At 70.5% G+C, this 16,494-nt stretch carries 12 protein-coding genes; 5 read left to right on the top strand and 7 right to left on the bottom strand.

The window, feature by feature from the left end; translation table 11 throughout:
* Nucleotides 1-213 precede the first annotated feature (213 nt).
* Together ABW16_RS28040 and gjpA are read right to left on the bottom strand one after the other, a co-directional pair.
* The gene (locus tag ABW16_RS28040) at nucleotides 214-2,781 is read right to left on the bottom strand and encodes a PGRS repeat-containing protein (protein WP_052957007.1); all 2,568 of its coding nucleotides are present in this window, start codon (nucleotides 2,779-2,781) and stop codon (nucleotides 214-216) included.
* A gap of 69 nt (nucleotides 2,782-2,850) precedes the next feature.
* Nucleotides 2,851-3,963: an outer membrane porin GjpA gene (gene gjpA, locus ABW16_RS19300; RefSeq protein ID WP_233424814.1), complete on the bottom strand. Its 1,113-nt coding sequence runs from the start codon at nucleotides 3,961-3,963 to the stop codon at nucleotides 2,851-2,853.
* A 256-nt stretch (nucleotides 3,964-4,219) separates the two neighbouring features.
* On the opposite strand from gjpA, the gene ABW16_RS19295 reads away from it, so the two are divergent.
* The gene (locus ABW16_RS19295; RefSeq protein WP_047320797.1) at nucleotides 4,220-5,080 is read left to right on the top strand and encodes a helix-turn-helix transcriptional regulator; all 861 of its coding nucleotides are present in this window, start codon (nucleotides 4,220-4,222) and stop codon (nucleotides 5,078-5,080) included.
* A 9-nt stretch (nucleotides 5,081-5,089) separates the two neighbouring features.
* On the opposite strand, the gene ABW16_RS19290 is transcribed toward ABW16_RS19295, so the two are convergent.
* Nucleotides 5,090-6,259 (bottom strand): type VII secretion-associated protein, encoded by a 1,170-nt coding sequence (locus tag ABW16_RS19290; RefSeq protein ID WP_047320796.1) that lies wholly within the window; start codon nucleotides 6,257-6,259, stop codon nucleotides 5,090-5,092.
* On the bottom strand, nucleotides 6,256-9,837 hold the full coding sequence (gene eccCb, locus ABW16_RS19285; RefSeq protein WP_052957006.1) for a type VII secretion protein EccCb: 3,582 nt from the start codon (nucleotides 9,835-9,837) through the stop codon (nucleotides 6,256-6,258). Before eccCb ends, ABW16_RS19290 begins: the two co-directional genes overlap by 4 nt.
* A gap of 114 nt (nucleotides 9,838-9,951) precedes the next feature.
* Here eccCb and ABW16_RS19280 point away from each other — a divergent pair, with 114 nt between their 5' ends.
* Together ABW16_RS19280 and mycP are read left to right on the top strand one after the other, a co-directional pair.
* Entirely contained in the window at nucleotides 9,952-11,115 is a 1,164-nt protein-coding gene (locus ABW16_RS19280) for an EsaB/YukD family protein (RefSeq protein ID WP_047320795.1), read from the top strand.
* Between the two features lie 3 nt (nucleotides 11,116-11,118).
* Nucleotides 11,119-12,423 (top strand): type VII secretion-associated serine protease mycosin, encoded by a 1,305-nt coding sequence (gene mycP / locus ABW16_RS19275; protein ID WP_047320794.1) that lies wholly within the window; start codon nucleotides 11,119-11,121, stop codon nucleotides 12,421-12,423.
* Here the strand turns inward: mycP and eccB are convergent.
* Nucleotides 12,359-13,465, bottom strand: a complete 1,107-nt coding sequence (gene eccB, locus ABW16_RS19270; RefSeq protein WP_047320793.1) for a type VII secretion protein EccB — start codon at nucleotides 13,463-13,465, stop codon at nucleotides 12,359-12,361. The genes mycP and eccB overlap by 65 nt on opposite strands.
* A 94-nt stretch (nucleotides 13,466-13,559) precedes the next feature.
* Between eccB and ABW16_RS19265 the strand changes: the two genes are divergently transcribed.
* Both ABW16_RS19265 and ABW16_RS19260 read left to right on the top strand, forming a co-directional pair.
* On the top strand, nucleotides 13,560-14,261 hold the full coding sequence (locus tag ABW16_RS19265; RefSeq protein ID WP_047320792.1) for a cutinase family protein: 702 nt from the start codon (nucleotides 13,560-13,562) through the stop codon (nucleotides 14,259-14,261).
* Between the two features lie 59 nt (nucleotides 14,262-14,320).
* Complete coding sequence (locus ABW16_RS19260; RefSeq protein ID WP_047320791.1) at nucleotides 14,321-14,956, top strand: cutinase family protein; 636 nt, start codon at nucleotides 14,321-14,323, stop codon at nucleotides 14,954-14,956.
* Between the two features lie 75 nt (nucleotides 14,957-15,031).
* Here the strand turns inward: ABW16_RS19260 and truA are convergent, their stop codons facing one another.
* Together truA and rplQ are read right to left on the bottom strand one after the other, a co-directional pair.
* Nucleotides 15,032-15,925: a tRNA pseudouridine(38-40) synthase TruA gene (truA, locus tag ABW16_RS19255; protein ID WP_412178218.1), complete on the bottom strand. Its 894-nt coding sequence runs from the start codon at nucleotides 15,923-15,925 to the stop codon at nucleotides 15,032-15,034.
* A complete protein-coding gene (gene rplQ / locus ABW16_RS19250; RefSeq protein WP_047320789.1) occupies nucleotides 15,882-16,442 on the bottom strand; it encodes a 50S ribosomal protein L17 in 561 nt (186 codons plus the stop codon). The genes truA and rplQ overlap by 44 nt, the downstream gene beginning before the upstream one ends.
* Nucleotides 16,443-16,494 lie beyond the last annotated feature (52 nt).

The raw sequence follows: 16,494 nt of genomic DNA, 5'->3' as shown, positions 1-16,494 counted from the left end.
CAATCCACTACCCTGAACCACGACGTCCTCCTCGCTGTTTTGGGACACCAAGCCCGTCAACGACAGCAGGAGGACGTCTTCTACATCCAGACTTTCAACGACACGCGCCATAGCTCTCTTACTACGCTCCCTCGCGGTAGAGGGGACAGCCACAAATGGCACGGTCGCCGGGCCCGATATAGGGACCCGGCGACCGTGTGGAGGGGGTACCGGCTAGCCGGGGTTGCCCGGGCTGCCGTCGGAACCATTGGGTCCGACGGGGTCTCCGGCACCACCGGCGCCACCGGCTCCGGCGGCACCGCCGGCACCGCCTGCGCCCGCCGAACCCGCAGCGCCGTTACCGGCTCCGCCCTGCCCGGCAGTGCCCGCCGCGCCACCGGCCGCGCCGTTGCCGCCGTCACCGCCATTGCCGCCGGCCAGGCCGGCGCCGGTGTCGGGGTTGACGCCGCCGGCGCCGCCACCGCCACCGCCACCGCCCTTGCCGCCCGCGCCGCCGTTGCCGGCGTTGCCGCCGACACCGTTCTCCGAGTTGCCGCCGTTGCCGCCCTTGCCACCGACCGCGGCATTAGTGCCGTTGCCGCCGTTGCCGCCGGCCGTCTTGCCGGGGGCGCCGGTGAGCGGGTTGTTGCCGGTCGAACCTTCGGCGCCGTTCACACCGTTGGCGCCCTTGCCGCCATCGCCGCCATTGCCGCCGTTGACGTTGCCGGCGCCGTTGCCACCGTTACCGCCGGTACCGGCCGCGCCGGCGGTGCCGTCGGTGCCGGCGCCCGCGTAGCCGCCGTTACCGCCATTGCCAGCGTGGCTGGGCCCGATGCCGAGGGTGTTGGTCGGGGTGGTTACGCCACCGCTGTTGCCGCCGTTACCGCCGTTACCGCCGTCGCTGCCGACGTTGCCCATGTTGCCGTTGCCGCCGGCGCCACCGTTGCCGCCCGAGGCAGTGCCGTTGCCGCCGTCGCCACCGGAGCCACCAGCACCACCCGGAGCGCCGTTGCCGGCGGCGCCGCTACCCCCGGTGCCACCGTTGCCGCCGACGCTGACCACACCGGGGCCGGTCGCGCCGTCGGCACCGTTACCGCCTTGGCCGCCCTGGCCACCGCTACCGGTGCCACCGGTGAGCATATTGGTGGTGGTCTGGCCACCACCACCGCCTGAGCCGCCGTTGCCGCCGATGCTCCAGATGGTGCCGTCGGCGTCCTTCCAGCCGGTGGCGACCCCGCCGTCGGCGCCGTTGCCGCCTGCCCCGCCGTTGACGCCGCCGGCGCCGTTGCCGCCGCCGCCGCCGTCGCCGCCCTTGTAGGTGCCGGTTCCGCCTGCCCCGCCGTCGGTGCTGGCACCGGTGGTGTAGCCGTTGCCACCGCCACCGCCGTAGCCGCCGCGGCCGCCGATGGTCTTGATGGTGTTGTCGGTGGTGGCGCCGTTACCGCCGGCGCCGGCCTGGCCGGCGTCTCCGCCGCGCCCGCCTTCCAGGCCACCGCCGTAGCCGCCCTGGCCTCCGGACCCGCCGTTGCCGGCGGTGCCGGTGACTCCGACCGCGCCGGTGGCGTTTCCGCCGACACCGCCGTTGCCGCCGTGACCGCCGATACCGGTGGCTGCGTCAGTGGTGGCGGCGTTGCCCAGGCCGTATCCGCCGCTTCCGCCCCAACCGCCGGCGTTGCCGCCGTTAATGCCGTCGCCGCCGTCACCGCTGTTACCGCCGTCACCGCCGGCGTAGCCGGCGCCGCCGTCGCCGCCGACGCCGCCGATACCGCCGTTACCGACGTAGTGGCCGCTGGCGTCCTTGGCTGCCTCGCCACCGGCGCCGCCGTTGCCGCCGTGCCCGCCGTCGCCGGATTGGCCGGCCTGCCCGTTCAGCGCGGAGTTGAAGAAGTAGGAGTCGCGGGCACCGCCGAGGCCACCCGTACCGCCGCGGCCACCGACACCGCCCGCAAGCCCATCGGCGTCACCGGTCGCACCGTTACCACCGTTGCCGGCCGCGCCGCCGGCGCCGCCCTTGCCGCCGTTGCCGAACAGGTAACCGCTGACTCCGCCGTTGCCGCCGTTGCCGCCTTGGCCCCCGCTCATACCGGTTCCGGTGGCATTCTGGGTGCCGTCCATTCCGGCCGCGCCGGCCCCGCCGGCCCCGCCGTTGCCGAACATCCAGGCCATGGCCGCGCCACCGTCACCGCCGGCACCGCCGAAGCCGCCCGCCACCGTCGCCGCGCCGCCGGCTCCACCGTCACCGCCGTTGCCCATCCAGACCCCGCCGATGCCGCCGTTGCCACCCGCGGCACCGGCTCCACCGTCACCGCCGGCACCGCCGTTTCCGAAGCCGATCGCGTTACCGCCGTTGCCGCCGGCGACCCCGTCCAGGTCGCTGTTCCAGCCGTCGCCGCCGTCACCGAACCACAGGCCACCATGGCCCCCATCGGGGTTCTCCGCAGTGCCGTCAACACCATCACCGATCAGGTATTGCCCGGCCATGGTGTTGATGGCGCCGTTGACCATCTCACCCAACGGGTTGTTGATCCAGAACTCGGTCACCATGTGCAACGGGGAGTAGAACAGCTGGTCGAACAGCGTGGCCACGTTGAAATCGCCGAACGCAGCGGACATGTCACCGAAGTCGAAGCCTTCGGCCGGCCCGGGGACATCCACGTTGGCGGCCGGGACCAGCCAATCGAAGCTGAACAGATCCTCGAAGTCGGCCTGGGCGGCCGGCGCCGGCGTCAGCGGCGTCATACCGAACGCCAGAAACGCCGCCACAGCACTGCCTGTACCGATCATCCGGTTGCGGTAACTCATGAGCGAATACCTCTCGTTGTGAAAAGTCATGTTGGGAAGGTCTTTTGAGGGATAGCCGTCTGACAGGGACTACAGGCCCAGCCCCGCCACCAGGTCGGCGAACCAGTCAGTGGCCGCGCCGGCGCCAGCGCCGCCGTCATCAAGATCGCTGATCAGCGGCAGGTCGGTCCCGGCCAGCGGCGGAGTCACCGGCACCGCACCCTTGCCGTCCCAGCCCGAACCCAACAACGCGCCGATGGTCTGGCCCCACGCCTGCATCGCCGCGATCGGCCCGACCGCATTGCTGTGCAGTTCAAGAGCCCCCAGCACCGGAATACCGTTGAGCGTCAACCCCACACTGTTAAGAATCGAACCGCCCACCGCAGGCGTCTCGGCCACCACCTCCCCGTTGGCACCGAGCACCTGGTAGGGGTCAATGGCCACATTGCCGGCCGTCAACCACCCACCGAACGCAATATCCAGATGACCGATGCTGGCACCAGCCGGCAAGAAGTCACCGGCGGCCTCATTGATGATCGGCAGCAAACTGTCCAGATTCAAAGTGGCACCGTTGAGCGAGGCGCCGAACATATTCGCCAACGTGTCAGAGACACTGTCGTGATCGGTGATGCTGTTGGCCAACGCCACCCACGGCGCAATCCACGGCCCCAACGACCCCATGATCAACCCGCTCAACGGCGACGACAAAAAGTGGATGATCGGAATCATCTCCGCCGGGAACATCCCCCCCGCCAGCGACGCCAACGGCCCAGCGAACAGGTCATACCAACCCATCGCAAACGTCGACGAATCACCGGCCGCCAACGTGTGACTCAGCACGATGTTGAGGGTTTCCTCGCTGGGATTGCTCAACGTGTACCCGGTCAAGAACCCATCGAGGTTGTGCCGGATCTGCTCCGTCACATACGTCAGATTCGTCGGGTCATCCAACAACTGCTGGGCATACCCATTCTGGTTGGCGGCGAACTGCTGAAACGCAATCCCCGGCGCCAGGTAGTAGTTGTTGAGGATCTGGGTCAGGTTCTGCGAGGCAGCGTTGAACACCTCATCCCAAGCGCTGGACGCGGTCAGGGCCACATCGCGCACCGCGCCGATCGGAGGTACCGGCGCCACCACCGGAGTGGCCGCAACCACGCCAGCGCCCACGATCGCAACACCAGCACTGACATAGGGACGGATCATTGTGCGCAAGGGACATCTCCTCATGGGTTATTGGCAACAAACAAGGGGTTCAGGCACTAGCTGGAGCGCTGCAGAAAGGTCGAGGTGAACACAGGTACAGCTCAGGCGCGCACAGGAATCTGGCAGGGCCCCGGTTGTCCTGCACATCAATATCCAGGTACACCAGCGGATCTCGGTTCAGCACACGTTAAGGCTATCCACCGATTTTCCGTAAACTTAGGAGCTTTTTTCGCAGGCTTGGATTATTGTCGGCGCCATGCTTCGCTCAGCTCGACTCGTGCGTCAGCGCGACGGCGTGAAGGTCTACGAGTATCCGCTCACTCCACACATGCTGCCGGTGGTGGTGGTTCCGGCCGGTCAGAAGCGGCTGTGCGAGCACGGTCAGATCCACAACTTCCCGGCCCTGTGGTGCGACCGGGCGACCGCAGTCGTCTACGTCGTGGCGATGGGCGCCACTGTTACCCCGGCCGGAGTGGAAAGCACCCGCGATGGCGTCGCGGTGTTCTTCGATCCGGCTGCGGTCGGCGACGACGGGGCATCGCCATGGCTCTCCTGGCGATCACATCCACTGTTGTGCCTGTTCCTGCATGAACACGAAGACGGCCTGCTGCGGGTGGAGCTGCCCGCCGCTGATCGTCCGCCGTTCTTCAACATCCTCAATGCGATGGAAGCCGAACTCGCACAACGACAAGACGGATACCGCGAAGCGGTCTCAGCGCTTCTGACCCTGCTGCTGGTCAAACTCACCCGACTCGCCGGCGAGAAAGTCGCCGGGCTGCGCCACGGCGACGAACCCCTGCTGGCCGAGGTATTCGCCACAATCGACCAGCGCTATACCGAGCCGCTGTCACTGCGCGATGTAGCACGCGAGGTTTCGGTGTCACCGGGGCACCTGACGACCGTCGTGCGCTGCCGCACCGGACGTACGGTGCTGGATTGGATCAACCAACGCCGCATGCGCGAGGCCCGCCGCCTGCTGACCGACACCCGACTGCCGATCACCGAGATCGGCCAGCGAGTCGGACTGCCCGACGCGGCCTACTTCACCAGGCAGTTCCGCCAGGCACACGGCGTCTCGCCCAGCCAGTGGCGAAAGTCCCGCACCGGTTCCCGGTGACACCCGCCCTCAGCTGACGGCGTGCGCGGAGCGCACCGCCTGCTCGCACACCGCTCGCAGCGCGTCGTCGTCTCCCGGTCCGCTCTGGCACCCGATGCCGATGCGCACCGCGTGGTCCACCAAGACGGCCCAGTCGACGTGATGACCGTCGCGAATCTCGCGGTAGGTCACGGCGGGCCGTCCCGCGCTGGAGCCGGCCGGGTCGAAACCGGTGAACACTCCGGGCATCTCGGCGTTGGCGAGTTGCAATGCCTGCTGTAGCGGCTCTGCGATGGCGGTCAGGGTATCGCCGGCGGCCGGTGCTTGGGTGAGGTGCAGCACCAGCTGCGGGTCGCTCGGCGAGACCACCTCCACCCGAGCCGATCCTGGCCCGCCGGTCACCCGTCGTGTCGCCCAGTCCGCCGGAACCTGCACCGCTACATGGTTTTCCACTAGGTACGTCACGGGGTCCGCGGTCTGCGGCCGAGCGTCGTGGCGCATCAGGACGGCCAGCGCCACCACGCCGCCCACCAGGGCGGCCGGGGCTAGCCGCAGCCGCCGCCTGGCGGGGGCCGGCTCGGCGACCGGCGCATCGACCGTGCGGTGGATCGGCGGCAGCTGATCGACCACGGTCGCGCGCAGCCGCGGCCGCAGCCGCTGCTCGATCATCGTCGCGAGCGCCGCCACACCACCGACTCCAGCCGGTGCGTCGATCACGACGGCGCCGGGATGGTCCCGAGCCGTCGCCAGCACCCGGTGCGCCACCGCGTCGGCGACCTCGTCGGGAGCACCGATGCGCGGCTCGGCGACCACGTCGGCGCTACCATCGCCGGTGACGGCCACCAGGCCGGCGGCGATCTCAACAACCGCCGCTGCCTGAAATACGTTGGCCAGCAACGTTGACCGTGTCCGGGTGATGACGTCACCGGCTATGCCGCGCGCCGCGGTGGTGAGCAGGTCCACCCGTCGGGCCGGCCACCACGACGGGTGGATGAGCTCGACCGACTCAACAGGCAGCGGGCAGGTCAGCACCTCACGCAGCAGCTCTGGCACCGCCACCGGTTGCCCGTCGACCAGCCCGACCGGGTCATCGATCCACTCCAGCGCCGCCGCAGCATCGGCCGATTCGACACCGCCACAACACCGTCGGCGGATGGTTGCGGGACCGGCCTCGATCACCGCCCGATGCCCGAGGCTCATGGTTCCCACGCCACCTGCACGAGCCGCTCACCGTCGGCTCGGGTGATCAGGGTGCCGCGCCCGGGTGGCAGCGGAGCCGGACGAACCGGGTTAAACGCGGTGTCCGCGGCATTGCCGGCCAAGCCGCTCATCACCAGCCTCATCGCGCCCAGATCGGTCAGCGCGGTCAGCATCGGTTCGTACATCGACCGGGCCGCTCCGCCGCCGCGGCAGGCGACGATCAGGTGCAGCCCGAGATCCCCGGCGTGCGGCAGGTATTCCAGCAGTGGTGCCAGCGGATTGCCGGTGGCGGCGGCCACCAGGTCGTGGTCATCGACCACCACGTACAGCTGGGGGCCGGACCACCAGGACCCGGCGCGCAGCTGTTGCGGGCTGAGGTCGGCACCGGGCATCCGCTCGGACAGCTGGTCGATCAGGTCTGGCAGCAGCGTGGTCAGCGCGGGCCGGGACATCGCGTAGCCGGCCAAGTATCCGGGCGGAACGACACCGAGCAGGCCGCGCCGGTAGTCGACCAGCAGTAGTCGAGCCTGCCCGGCGGGGTGGGTCCGAACCAGCTCCCGGCACAGCGTTCGCAGCACCGAGGTCTTGCCGCACTCGCTGTCGCCCAGGATCAGCAGGTGCGGCTGCCGGCCGAAATCTACTGTGACGACATCGAGTCCGCGTTCGTCGAGTCCCAGCACCGGCTGATCGCCGACGGCCAGTTCGGTCCGGTCGATGATGGCCGGTAGCAGCCGGATCGGTGGGGCGACGGCGTCATCGGGGTGCCGCTTCGGTTCCCAGCCGTGCGGACGGGCCAGCAGCATGTGCATGCCATCGCGGGTCAGGCCGCGTCCGGGCCGGCCGTGCGGCACCCGCTGGGCCTGGCGCCGGTCCAGTTCCGATTCGGCTGGATCCCCCAGCCTCAGCTCGACGCGCGTGCCGATCAGGTCCCGCAACGCGGGCCGCACCTCGGCCCACCGCGACGCGGCAAGCATCACGTGCACGCCGTACGACAGGCCGCGGGCGGCCAGCGCGACAATCCTGGCTTCCACGTCGAATTCCCGGCACAGCGCAGCCCATCCGTCGATCACCAGGAAGAAGTCCGGGGCCGGGCCTGCGTCGTCCGCGATACGGCCGGCTCGCTGGGCTTCGCGCCGCGCCACGATGGCCTCCATCTCGGCGATCACCCGCCGGACCAGGTCCGGTTGCCCAACGCCGGCGACCGCCCCGACGTGCGGCAGGGCCCGGACCGCGGAGAGCTCCCCGCCACCGAAGTCCAAGCAGTAGAGCGCGACCCGGGTCGCGTCGTGAGTGGCGCACAGCGCGGCGATCAGGGTGTGCAGTGCGGTCGACTTGCCCGATTGCGGGGCGCCCACCACGGCGACATGTCCGGCGGCGCCGTCCAACCGGAGCGACAAGGTAGTCCGGCGTTGTTCGAAGGGCCGATCGACGACTGCGACCGGAACCGTCAGATCGGCGTAGTCCGCGGCGAGGAGGGATCCCAGAGTCGGCGAATCTCCCAGGGGCGCCAGCCAGATCTGTCGCGCCGCGGGACCGTGTCCGGACAATCGCTGCAACATTGCCTGGAGCACGGTGCGCCCCGCCGAGTCGGCCGCTTCCCGGACGGCACCGAGCGGCGCAGCGGTGAACGGGCGTACCGCGACGGGATCCGACCGGGTAGGCCGGTACATCCCGGAGACGTAGGCGGTTTGGAATCGCCGCACCGTACCGTCGGCGATTCGCAGGAACCCGACTCCTGGGGTGGTGGGCAGTTCGTGCGCGTCGGTGGTGCCCAGCACGATTCGGGATTCGGCGGCCGACATGGTCTTGAGGCACACCCGGTAGGACAGGTGCGATTCCAGACCGCGGAGCCTGCCCTCCTCGAGCCGCTGGCTGGCCAGCAGCAGATGCATTCCCAGCGACCGGCCCAGCCGGCCGATGGCGACGAAGAGGTCGAGGAAATCAGGGTGCTGGTGGAGCAGTTCGGAGAATTCGTCGACGATGACCAGCAGTGCCGGCAGGGGCGGTAGCTGCGGCTGCGCGGTTCGGGCCTGCCGGTATGCGGCGACGCCCGGCACCCCAGCGTCGCGCAGCTGTTGCTGGCGCCGCTGCATCTCGCCGGCCAGCGCGTCGTACATCCGTTCCACCAGCGGGGCCTCCTCGCCGAGGTTGGTGATGACCGCGCAGACATGGTTGGTCTGCTCGAAGCCGAGAAAGGTTGCGCCGCCTTTGAAGTCGACCAGCACCAGGTTCAGGTCCGCTGGTGAATGCTGGGTCGTCATGCCCAGTACCAGGGTGCGCAAGAACTCCGACTTGCCCGAGCCGGTGGCGCCGACACACAGTCCGTGCGGCCCGCTGCCTCGCTCGGCGGCTTCGTTGATGTCCAGCCACACCGGGTCTCCACTGGCGTCGGTGCCGATCGGGACGCACAACCGCTGTGCGGACACATCGGACCATCGAGCCGGCGGGTCGAAGCGGTCGATGTCGCCGATGCCCAACAGGTGTGCCCACTGGCCGCCGCCGGAGCCGACAGCCCGGTGCGCGGCCAGTCGCTGCGCGCACACCACCGCGTCGGCGAGGGCGAGAAAGTCCGGCCGACCAAGGTGGCCGTCGGAGTCACGCAACGTTGTCGCGGTCACGTGCAGGCGGCGAGCGTCGCCTCGGGCGCCTAACTCGGCCACCCTTAGACCGGCTGTGTCGTCGCTGACCACCACGGCCCTGCGACCGGCCAGGCTGTTTTCGGCGGCAGCCAGATCGGGGTAGCTCAGCCGCAGCGGTCCGACGACATCGGTGTCCGACGGATGCTGGTGGTGCGGAAGCCATTTCAACCAATCCCAGTCACCCGTATGCTGGCCGGCCACGGCCGCGATCAGCAGCGCATCGGGCGCGTGCAGCACAGCCAGCTGGCACAGCAGCGCGCGCAGCAGTCCGCGTGCGCGCTCGGTATCGCCGACCAGCAGCAGCGGGGCCGGTCCCAGCACCGTCAGAGCGACAGGTACGTCGGGCACCGCGGCGTAGGCGTCCAGGAAACGTCGCAGCGAGGAATCGGTGACCGGATCGACCCGCCGCGACGGATCGCGCGGTGGTGCCACCAGTCGACGGGCCGGGACCGCTGGGCCGATCCCCACCCGCACCGAGCCGAACTCGGGGTCACCGGGTCCGCGCTCCCACATTCGGGGCCCGCCGGCCAACGCCCAGAGCGCATCCGGCTCCGGATGCAACCACAGCGCAAATGCGCGCTGGGCCGCAGCACTGCCGGCCACGGACTCACGCAACCCGGCGAGATAGGCCAGGTAACTATCGCGGTCGTCATCGATGTCGTTGCCACGTCCACGGTTTCGCCCGGCCAATAAGGACGCCACCGCCGACGTGAGCATCATCAGCGGGAACAGTGCGAATACCGGGCTGCGTGGGGCCGCGACTCCCGAGCGGTAGGCGACCGCGGTCACGGCCAGCATCCCCACCGCCATGACGGCCGGCAGCAACCGGGTCAGAATCATCCGCGGCTCGGATTCCGGCAGTGGTGGCGCCGCAGCGACAGCAATTTCACCCCGCGATGGCGGCGGGGGCGGGATCACGGTCGGCGCGGGGCCGGTCATCGGCACACCGTAGACAGCGCCAATTCCACCGGCAAGTCAGCTGTGGATAGCCGAAAACCTCTCGCCCGCCGGGTCAGTAGCGTGCGACCAACGAAGCCGAAAGGGGAACGCGACGTGTCGATTCCGGATTCCGGCCTGTACCGGGTCGCAGTACACGCCGACACCGCGCACGCCGATCTGACGCTACCGTCCGGGGTGCCGGTGGCGGCCCTGATCGCGGCTGTCCTGGACCTGATGCCGCACCGGACCAGCCCGGATTTGCTGCGCCCCTATCGCCTGTCCGAGCCGGGCGGAAATGCACTGGACGGAACGAAAACCCTTTCCCAACAAGGTATCCGCGATGGCTCGACGCTGGTATTGACCCACGCCGAATGCCGCGCTCCGCGGGTGCGGTTCGACGATCCGGCCGAACAGGTGGCAGCTGCGGTCCGGGCGATGGAGCGGCCCTGGAGTCCGGCGGCGCGCCGGCTCAGTGCCGCGTTGACGGCGTCCGGGCTGGCCGGGGTGGCCGGTTTCGTGGTAATACCCGGCGGTCCCGGCGCCCCCCACGCACTGCTAGCGGTCGCGACGGCAGGGGTGGTCGCCCTGCTGACCGTCCCGCCCAGTGGTTGTGGCGGACCGGTACGCACGACGTTGTGCTGCCTGGCCGGGCTGGCGGTACTGGGCGCGGTCGCGGGAATGACCGTCACGGCGACCGGAATCGCACTGCCCCGGGTGGGAGCCGTGGCGGCTGCCGCCGGAGTCGGCATGATCCGCGTCGCCGGCCGAGTGGCGGCCGCGGCCACCGGGCTGTTCGGACGGGAAGACTCCGTGCCGTCGCAGGTGGGCCAGGCGCACGATCTGCTGACGGGATTGGTGGCGGCGGCCGCGGCACTGGTGACTCTGGGTGCCGCCGCGGTGGTCGCCGGAGCACCGGTTGCCGGGGCGCCCCCCATGGTCTGCGCGGCGTTCGCGGCGACGGCCGGTATGGCGGTAGCACTGCGAGCCCGCTCGCACACCGATGGCGTGCAGATCGCGGCGCTGGTCGCCGGCGGTGCCGCCACATCGGCCATCGGCCTGCTCGGCGCGGCGAGCACCACGGCGAGGCAGTGGCCGGCGGTGCTGGCCGCGGCGCTGGCCGCGGCAGTGATCGGTCTCGGCTTCGTCGCGCCGGCCGCGTCCCCGCTGATCCGGCGTGGCGCCGAAGTCGCGGAGGCCGTGGCGCTCGGCTCGCTGGCGCCGCTGACCTGCTGGCTGTGCGGCTTGTACAGCGTGGCCCGCGGACTGAGTCTGGGCTGACCCGTGCCGCGCACCCGGATCGCTCGGCTGGTAGCGGCCGCCACGATCGCAGCGGCAACGGGCGCACCACCGGCCAACGCGGTCGCACCGCCGCCCGTCGACCGCGCCCTGTTGCCCGCCCCGGCGCCGGCCGCTCCGCCACACCCCACCGTGCAGCGTGCGGTGTGCACGGTGGGCTCGCTGGGGCCGGGTGGGACAACGGCTCAGCTCGACGGGCTGGACCTGGCCGCGGCCTGGGCGCTCAGCCGCGGGGCCGGCCAGCGGGTCGCGGTGATCGACACCGGCGTTGCGGCGCACCGGCGGCTGCCCGGCCTGGTCGGCGGCGGCGACTACGTCTCCACCGGCGACGGCACTCGCGACTGCGACGGGCACGGCACCCTGGTCGCCGGAATCGCTGCGGCCGCACCGGATCCCGCCGCCGACCAGTTCAGCGGAGTCGCGCCGTTGGCTACCGTGATCGGGATTCGCGCGTCCAGCGCCAGGTTCGCCACCCCCGGCAATGCCCCCGGCATCGGCGATGTCGACACGCTGGCCAAGGCGGTGCGCACCGCGGCCGACCTGGGCGCGTCGGTGATCAACATCTCCGCGGTGGCCTGCCGGCCGGCAAGCTCCGGCCTCGACGACCGGGCGCTGGGCGCCGCCCTGGCGTATGCGGTCGAGGTCAAGAACAGCGTCGTCGTCGCGGCGGCGGGCAACACCGACGAGGGCTGCGGCACTGAGGAACCCATGATCGTCACTCCGGCCTGGTACGACGACTACGTGCTGACCGTCGGCTCGGTGGACGCCCGCGGCGCTGCCTCGGCGTTCACCCTGCCCAGCCCGTGGGTCGACGTGGCCGCTCCCGGCGAGGCCGTGCTCTCGTTGAGCACCGTGGGCGATGCGATGGCCGACACCCTCGACGGGTCGGCGCTGCGCGGGACCAGTTACGCCGCGCCGGTGGTCAGTGGCCTGGCGGCGCTGATCCGCTCCCGGTTCCCGGATTGGACGCCGCGGCAGGTGATGGACCGGATCAAGGCCACCGCGCACCACCCACCGGGCGGGCGCGATGACGTTGTCGGCGCCGGTGTGGTGGACCCGTTGGCGGCGCTCACCTTTGAAATGGCCCGCGAACCGTCCCGGCCGGCCGCACCTCCGCCGAGCCCTGACCCGGTTGACCTCGAACCCACCGCCGAAGCTTCCCCCGCCGGGCTGCGCACCGCGATCACCGGCACCGCTGCCCTACTGGCGTTGCTCCTGGCGGCCGTCACCGGCCGGGCGCTGTCGGGCCGGAAACCACGTCGCGACCCAGCAGCGCTTGATCCCGACTGAGCCGGGGGCCGGCCGGCAAACCGGCCAGCATCGGCCACGGCACGCCGGCGGCCACCGCAGGCAGCCCCAGCCTGCGCGCGGCATCGTCGTCGTCAACGGTGAACCGCACCCCACTGTCGGCGATCAGATAGCCGACCCCGCCGGCGCGACCGGAGGTGTCGGCCGCGCGCACATAGGCACTGTGCCCCGCGGGCAGGTAGACCCCGTCCAGCGCGGGGCCCGGCCCGTCTGCCTGGGCCAGCACTGTCGGCGTTTCCCCGGCCGGCAGGCGCACCCCGCTCGACAGGGTGGCCCCTGTCGGGTCGTCGGCTCGCCAGTGCGCGCACAGCGTGGCCGGGGCCGAGCCCACCCTGAAGCCCACCCTGTGACGGGCCGGCGCGGCCGGCGGGGCTTCGGGGATCGCGTTGAGCAGCAACGCCGAGACACGTCTCGGCACGGCGGAGTCCAGCACCGAGCCGGCAGGGTCGACCGCAACCCGCCGTCCGTTGACGAGCAGATAACGTGCCCCGGACTCGGAGCTGACCGGCACCGCCTGCTGCGGGTCAAGGCGGGCGGATGGCAGCGGGTCGGCTCCGACGATGAGGGTGGTGCCCGCGGAGTCCTGGCACAGCGACCACGTCACAGCGTCCGGCAGTGTCGCCCCGAGCACGCTCGGCGCACCCGGGATGCCCAGCGGCGGCCCGCGCCGGGCCAGGCCGACCGCCTTGCCGTCCACCGGTCGCGGGTCGGCCGTACCGGTGATCAGCCGAGCCGAAGCGAGGTTGTACACCGGATGCATCGTGTCGCCGATCCGGACATAGAGCGCCCCGGTCGCGCGGTCCAGCACGATGGGCGCGTCGCCGAGGGCCGGCTGCGGCCATACCGCTGCCAGCACCACCGCGCCGGCGGCCGCGACCACACTGAGCAGCCACCCCAGGCCCAGGGCGCCCCGGCCCGGCACGGTGGCGCCGGTGACCTGCCCGCACCGCAGTGCCCGTTCCATCCGGCGGGCCAGGAAGCGGTGTGCGCTGAGCTGGAGCTGCGTCGTCGATCGCCCGGCCATATCGGCCACACGCTAATCGTGAGACCGGTGCGGCCGTACTCGGCCATCCACAGGCCCGTCGGTATCGAACTCAGGCTTCGGTACGATCTCGGGTATGCGTTTTGTTCAGCTGAGCAGCATCTTTTCCGCGACATTGATGGCAGGCGCACTGCTGACGCTCCCGGCCGTAGCGCCGAGCGTCGCCCCGGTGGCGTCTGCCTACGACTGCCCGGACGTCGAGGTCATCTTCGCCCGCGGCACCAGCGAGCCCCCGGGCGTCGGCCGGGTCGGCCGGGCCCTGATCGACTCGTTGCGCCAGCAGACCTCGAAGAAGGTCGACGAGTACGCGGTCAACTACCCCGCCGGCCGGCTGCAGCTGGGTGGCGGCGACGGCGCCAATGACGTGATCAAGCGGGTCAAGGCGGCGGCCGACGTGTGCCCGGACACCCAGCTGGTGCTGGGCGGTTACTCGCAGGGCGCCTCGGTCATCGACATCGTCACCGGTACACAGGTCGGCGGCATCAGCTGGGGCAACCAGCTGCCCGCCCAGTATGCCGATCAGGTGGTGGCGGTGACCACGTTCGGCAACCCCGCCGACCGCACCGGCGGTCCGATCAGCGTGCAGAGCGCCCTGTTCGGCTCCAAGGCCCTCGACCTGTGCAACCCGGGTGACCCGATCTGCCACGAAGGCCCGGGCAACGAATGGACCGATCACACCGACGGCTACATTCCGGCGCTGACCAGCCAGGCGGCGAACTTCATCGCCGGACGGCTGCGGGCCGCGGGCCCGGAGCCGACGCTGACCCTGGCGCCGTGATCGGGCCCACCCCGGTTTAGTTAGCTAGTCAAGGCTTATTTTCGCTACTATCGTTCACCATGAAGGCACTCCGAATTGTGGCGGCCGGCGCCGCTGCCGCAGCGCTGCTGGTGGTCCCCAACGCGTCGTCGATGCCGACGGCCTCCGCTGACGGTTGCCCGGACGTCGAGGTGGTGTTCGCCCGCGGCACCAGCGAGCCGCCGGGTCTGGGCCGGGTGGGCGACGGGCTGGTCGGCGCCCTGCGGGGGCAGACGTCCCGGTCGGTCGGCGCCTATGCGGTGAACTATCCGGCCAGCTATGACTTCGGCCGGGCCGCCGACGGCGCCAACGACGCCAGCGGCCACATCATGTGGATGGTGGAGAACTGCCCGAACACTCGCCTGGTCCTCGGGGGGTACTCGCAGGGCGCGGCGATCATCGACATCGTGGCCGCGGCACCGGTGCCCGGCTTCGGTTTCACCGCACCGCTGCCGCCCGAGGCCGCCGACCACGTCGCGGCGATCGCCGTGTTCGGCAACCCGTCGAACAAGATCGGGCAACCGCTGACCAATAGCCCCGTGTACGGGTTCAAGACGATCGACCTGTGCACCGATGGTGACCCGGTCTGCTCCCCCGGGCGCATGTTCTCCGCGCACTCGGGCTACACCCCGGGCATGACCAATCAGGCCGCCTCGTTCGTCGCCGGCCTGCTGTAGCGCTGGCAACCGCGAAATCCCGCTCTCGCAGGAAAAGTGCGAGTAGCCACCTGCGTCAGCCCGATCTCGCGACGATCAGCGCGGCTTACGCAGGTCCCGGGTGATGACGGTGCGCGCGCCCAGCTGATCGTCCGGCGGGTAGTCCACGCCGACCAGGGTCAGCCCGCGTGCCGGCGCGGCGGTGAAGTCGCTGGACCGACGGGCGGCATTCAGCAGATCAGCGCACCACGCGGCATCGCGCCGGTGCTCCCCGACCGCCAGCACCGCCCCGACCAGGGAGCGCACCATCGACCAGCAGAACGCGTCGGCGGTGACGTGGGCGGTGATCAGGTCGCCGTCGCGGACCCAGTCCAGGCGCTGCAGGTCGCGAATGGTGGTCGCGCCCTCGCGGTGTCGGCAGAAGGCGGCAAAATCATGCAGCCCCAACAGGTTTCGGGAGGCCTGCGCCATCGCGTCGACATCCAGCGGACGCGACCACGCGGTGACGTAGCGAGCCTCCTGGGGCACCACCCCGTAGGGCGCGGTCGACAACCGGTAGGCGTAATGGCGCCGCAGCGCCGAGAACCGGGCGTCGAAGTCAGCAACGGTGCGCTGTACCCGCAACACCCGCACATCGGTCGGCAGGAACCGCGCCAATCGCCGTGTGAGCGCCAGGAATTCCGGTTCGCCATCCCGCCGAGTCCGCGAATAGGCATGTGGTAGTGCCGAATCCGGAACATCGACGTGCGCCACCTGCCCGGTGGCGTGCACGCCGGTGTCGGTGCGTCCGGCCGCGAACAACCGCACCGGAGTGCGGAACACGGTCGTCAGAGCCTCGTCGAGAACCCCGGCGACCGTGCGCTGTCCCGCTTGAACCGCCCAGCCGGCGAATTCCGTGCCGTCGTAGGCGATGTCGAGCCGAAGCCGGACGACTTCGGCCCTGCCGTCAGGACTCGTCGGTACCCTCGGTGGCCTCGGTGGCTTCGGCAGCCTCGGGAGCTTCAGTGGCCTCGACAGCGTCAGCCTCGGCGGCCGGCTCTTCGGCCTTCTCCTCGACCTTGGCGGGCTTCTCGGCCTTCTCGGTCTTGGGGGCAGCCTTGGCCGCCTTGGCCGCGGCGCGGCGAGCGCGGTCGGCCTCCGAGGTCACGGTCTTCTCCCGAACCAGCTCGATCACGGCCATCGGGGCGTTGTCACCCTGACGCGGCTCCACCTTGATGATGCGGGTGTAGCCACCGTTGCGGTCCGCGAAGTGCGGGGCGATCTCGGCGAACAGCGAGTGCACCACGTCCTTGTCACGGATCTTCTTGAGCACCTCACGCCGGTTGTGCAGCGTGCCCTTCTTGGCGTGCGTGATCAGCTTCTCGGCATACGGCCGCAATGCCCGCGCCTTCGGCTCGGTCGTCTTGATCCGGCCGTGAGTGAACAGCGACGTGGCCAGGTTGGCCAGCAGCGCCTTCTGGTGCGAGGACGATCCGCCGAGGCGGGGGCCCTTGGTGGGCTTGGGCATTGCGACTTCTCCTAAATGGGGCCGGCCCCCGTATCAGGTAGGGCCGGGACGG

Source organism: Mycolicibacter heraklionensis, assembly GCF_001021505.1.
Lineage (GTDB): Bacteria > Actinomycetota > Actinomycetes > Mycobacteriales > Mycobacteriaceae > Mycobacterium > Mycobacterium heraklionense.
The sequence above is the reverse complement of the archived record's forward strand: the minus strand, read 5'-3'. Positions and strand labels throughout refer to the sequence as shown.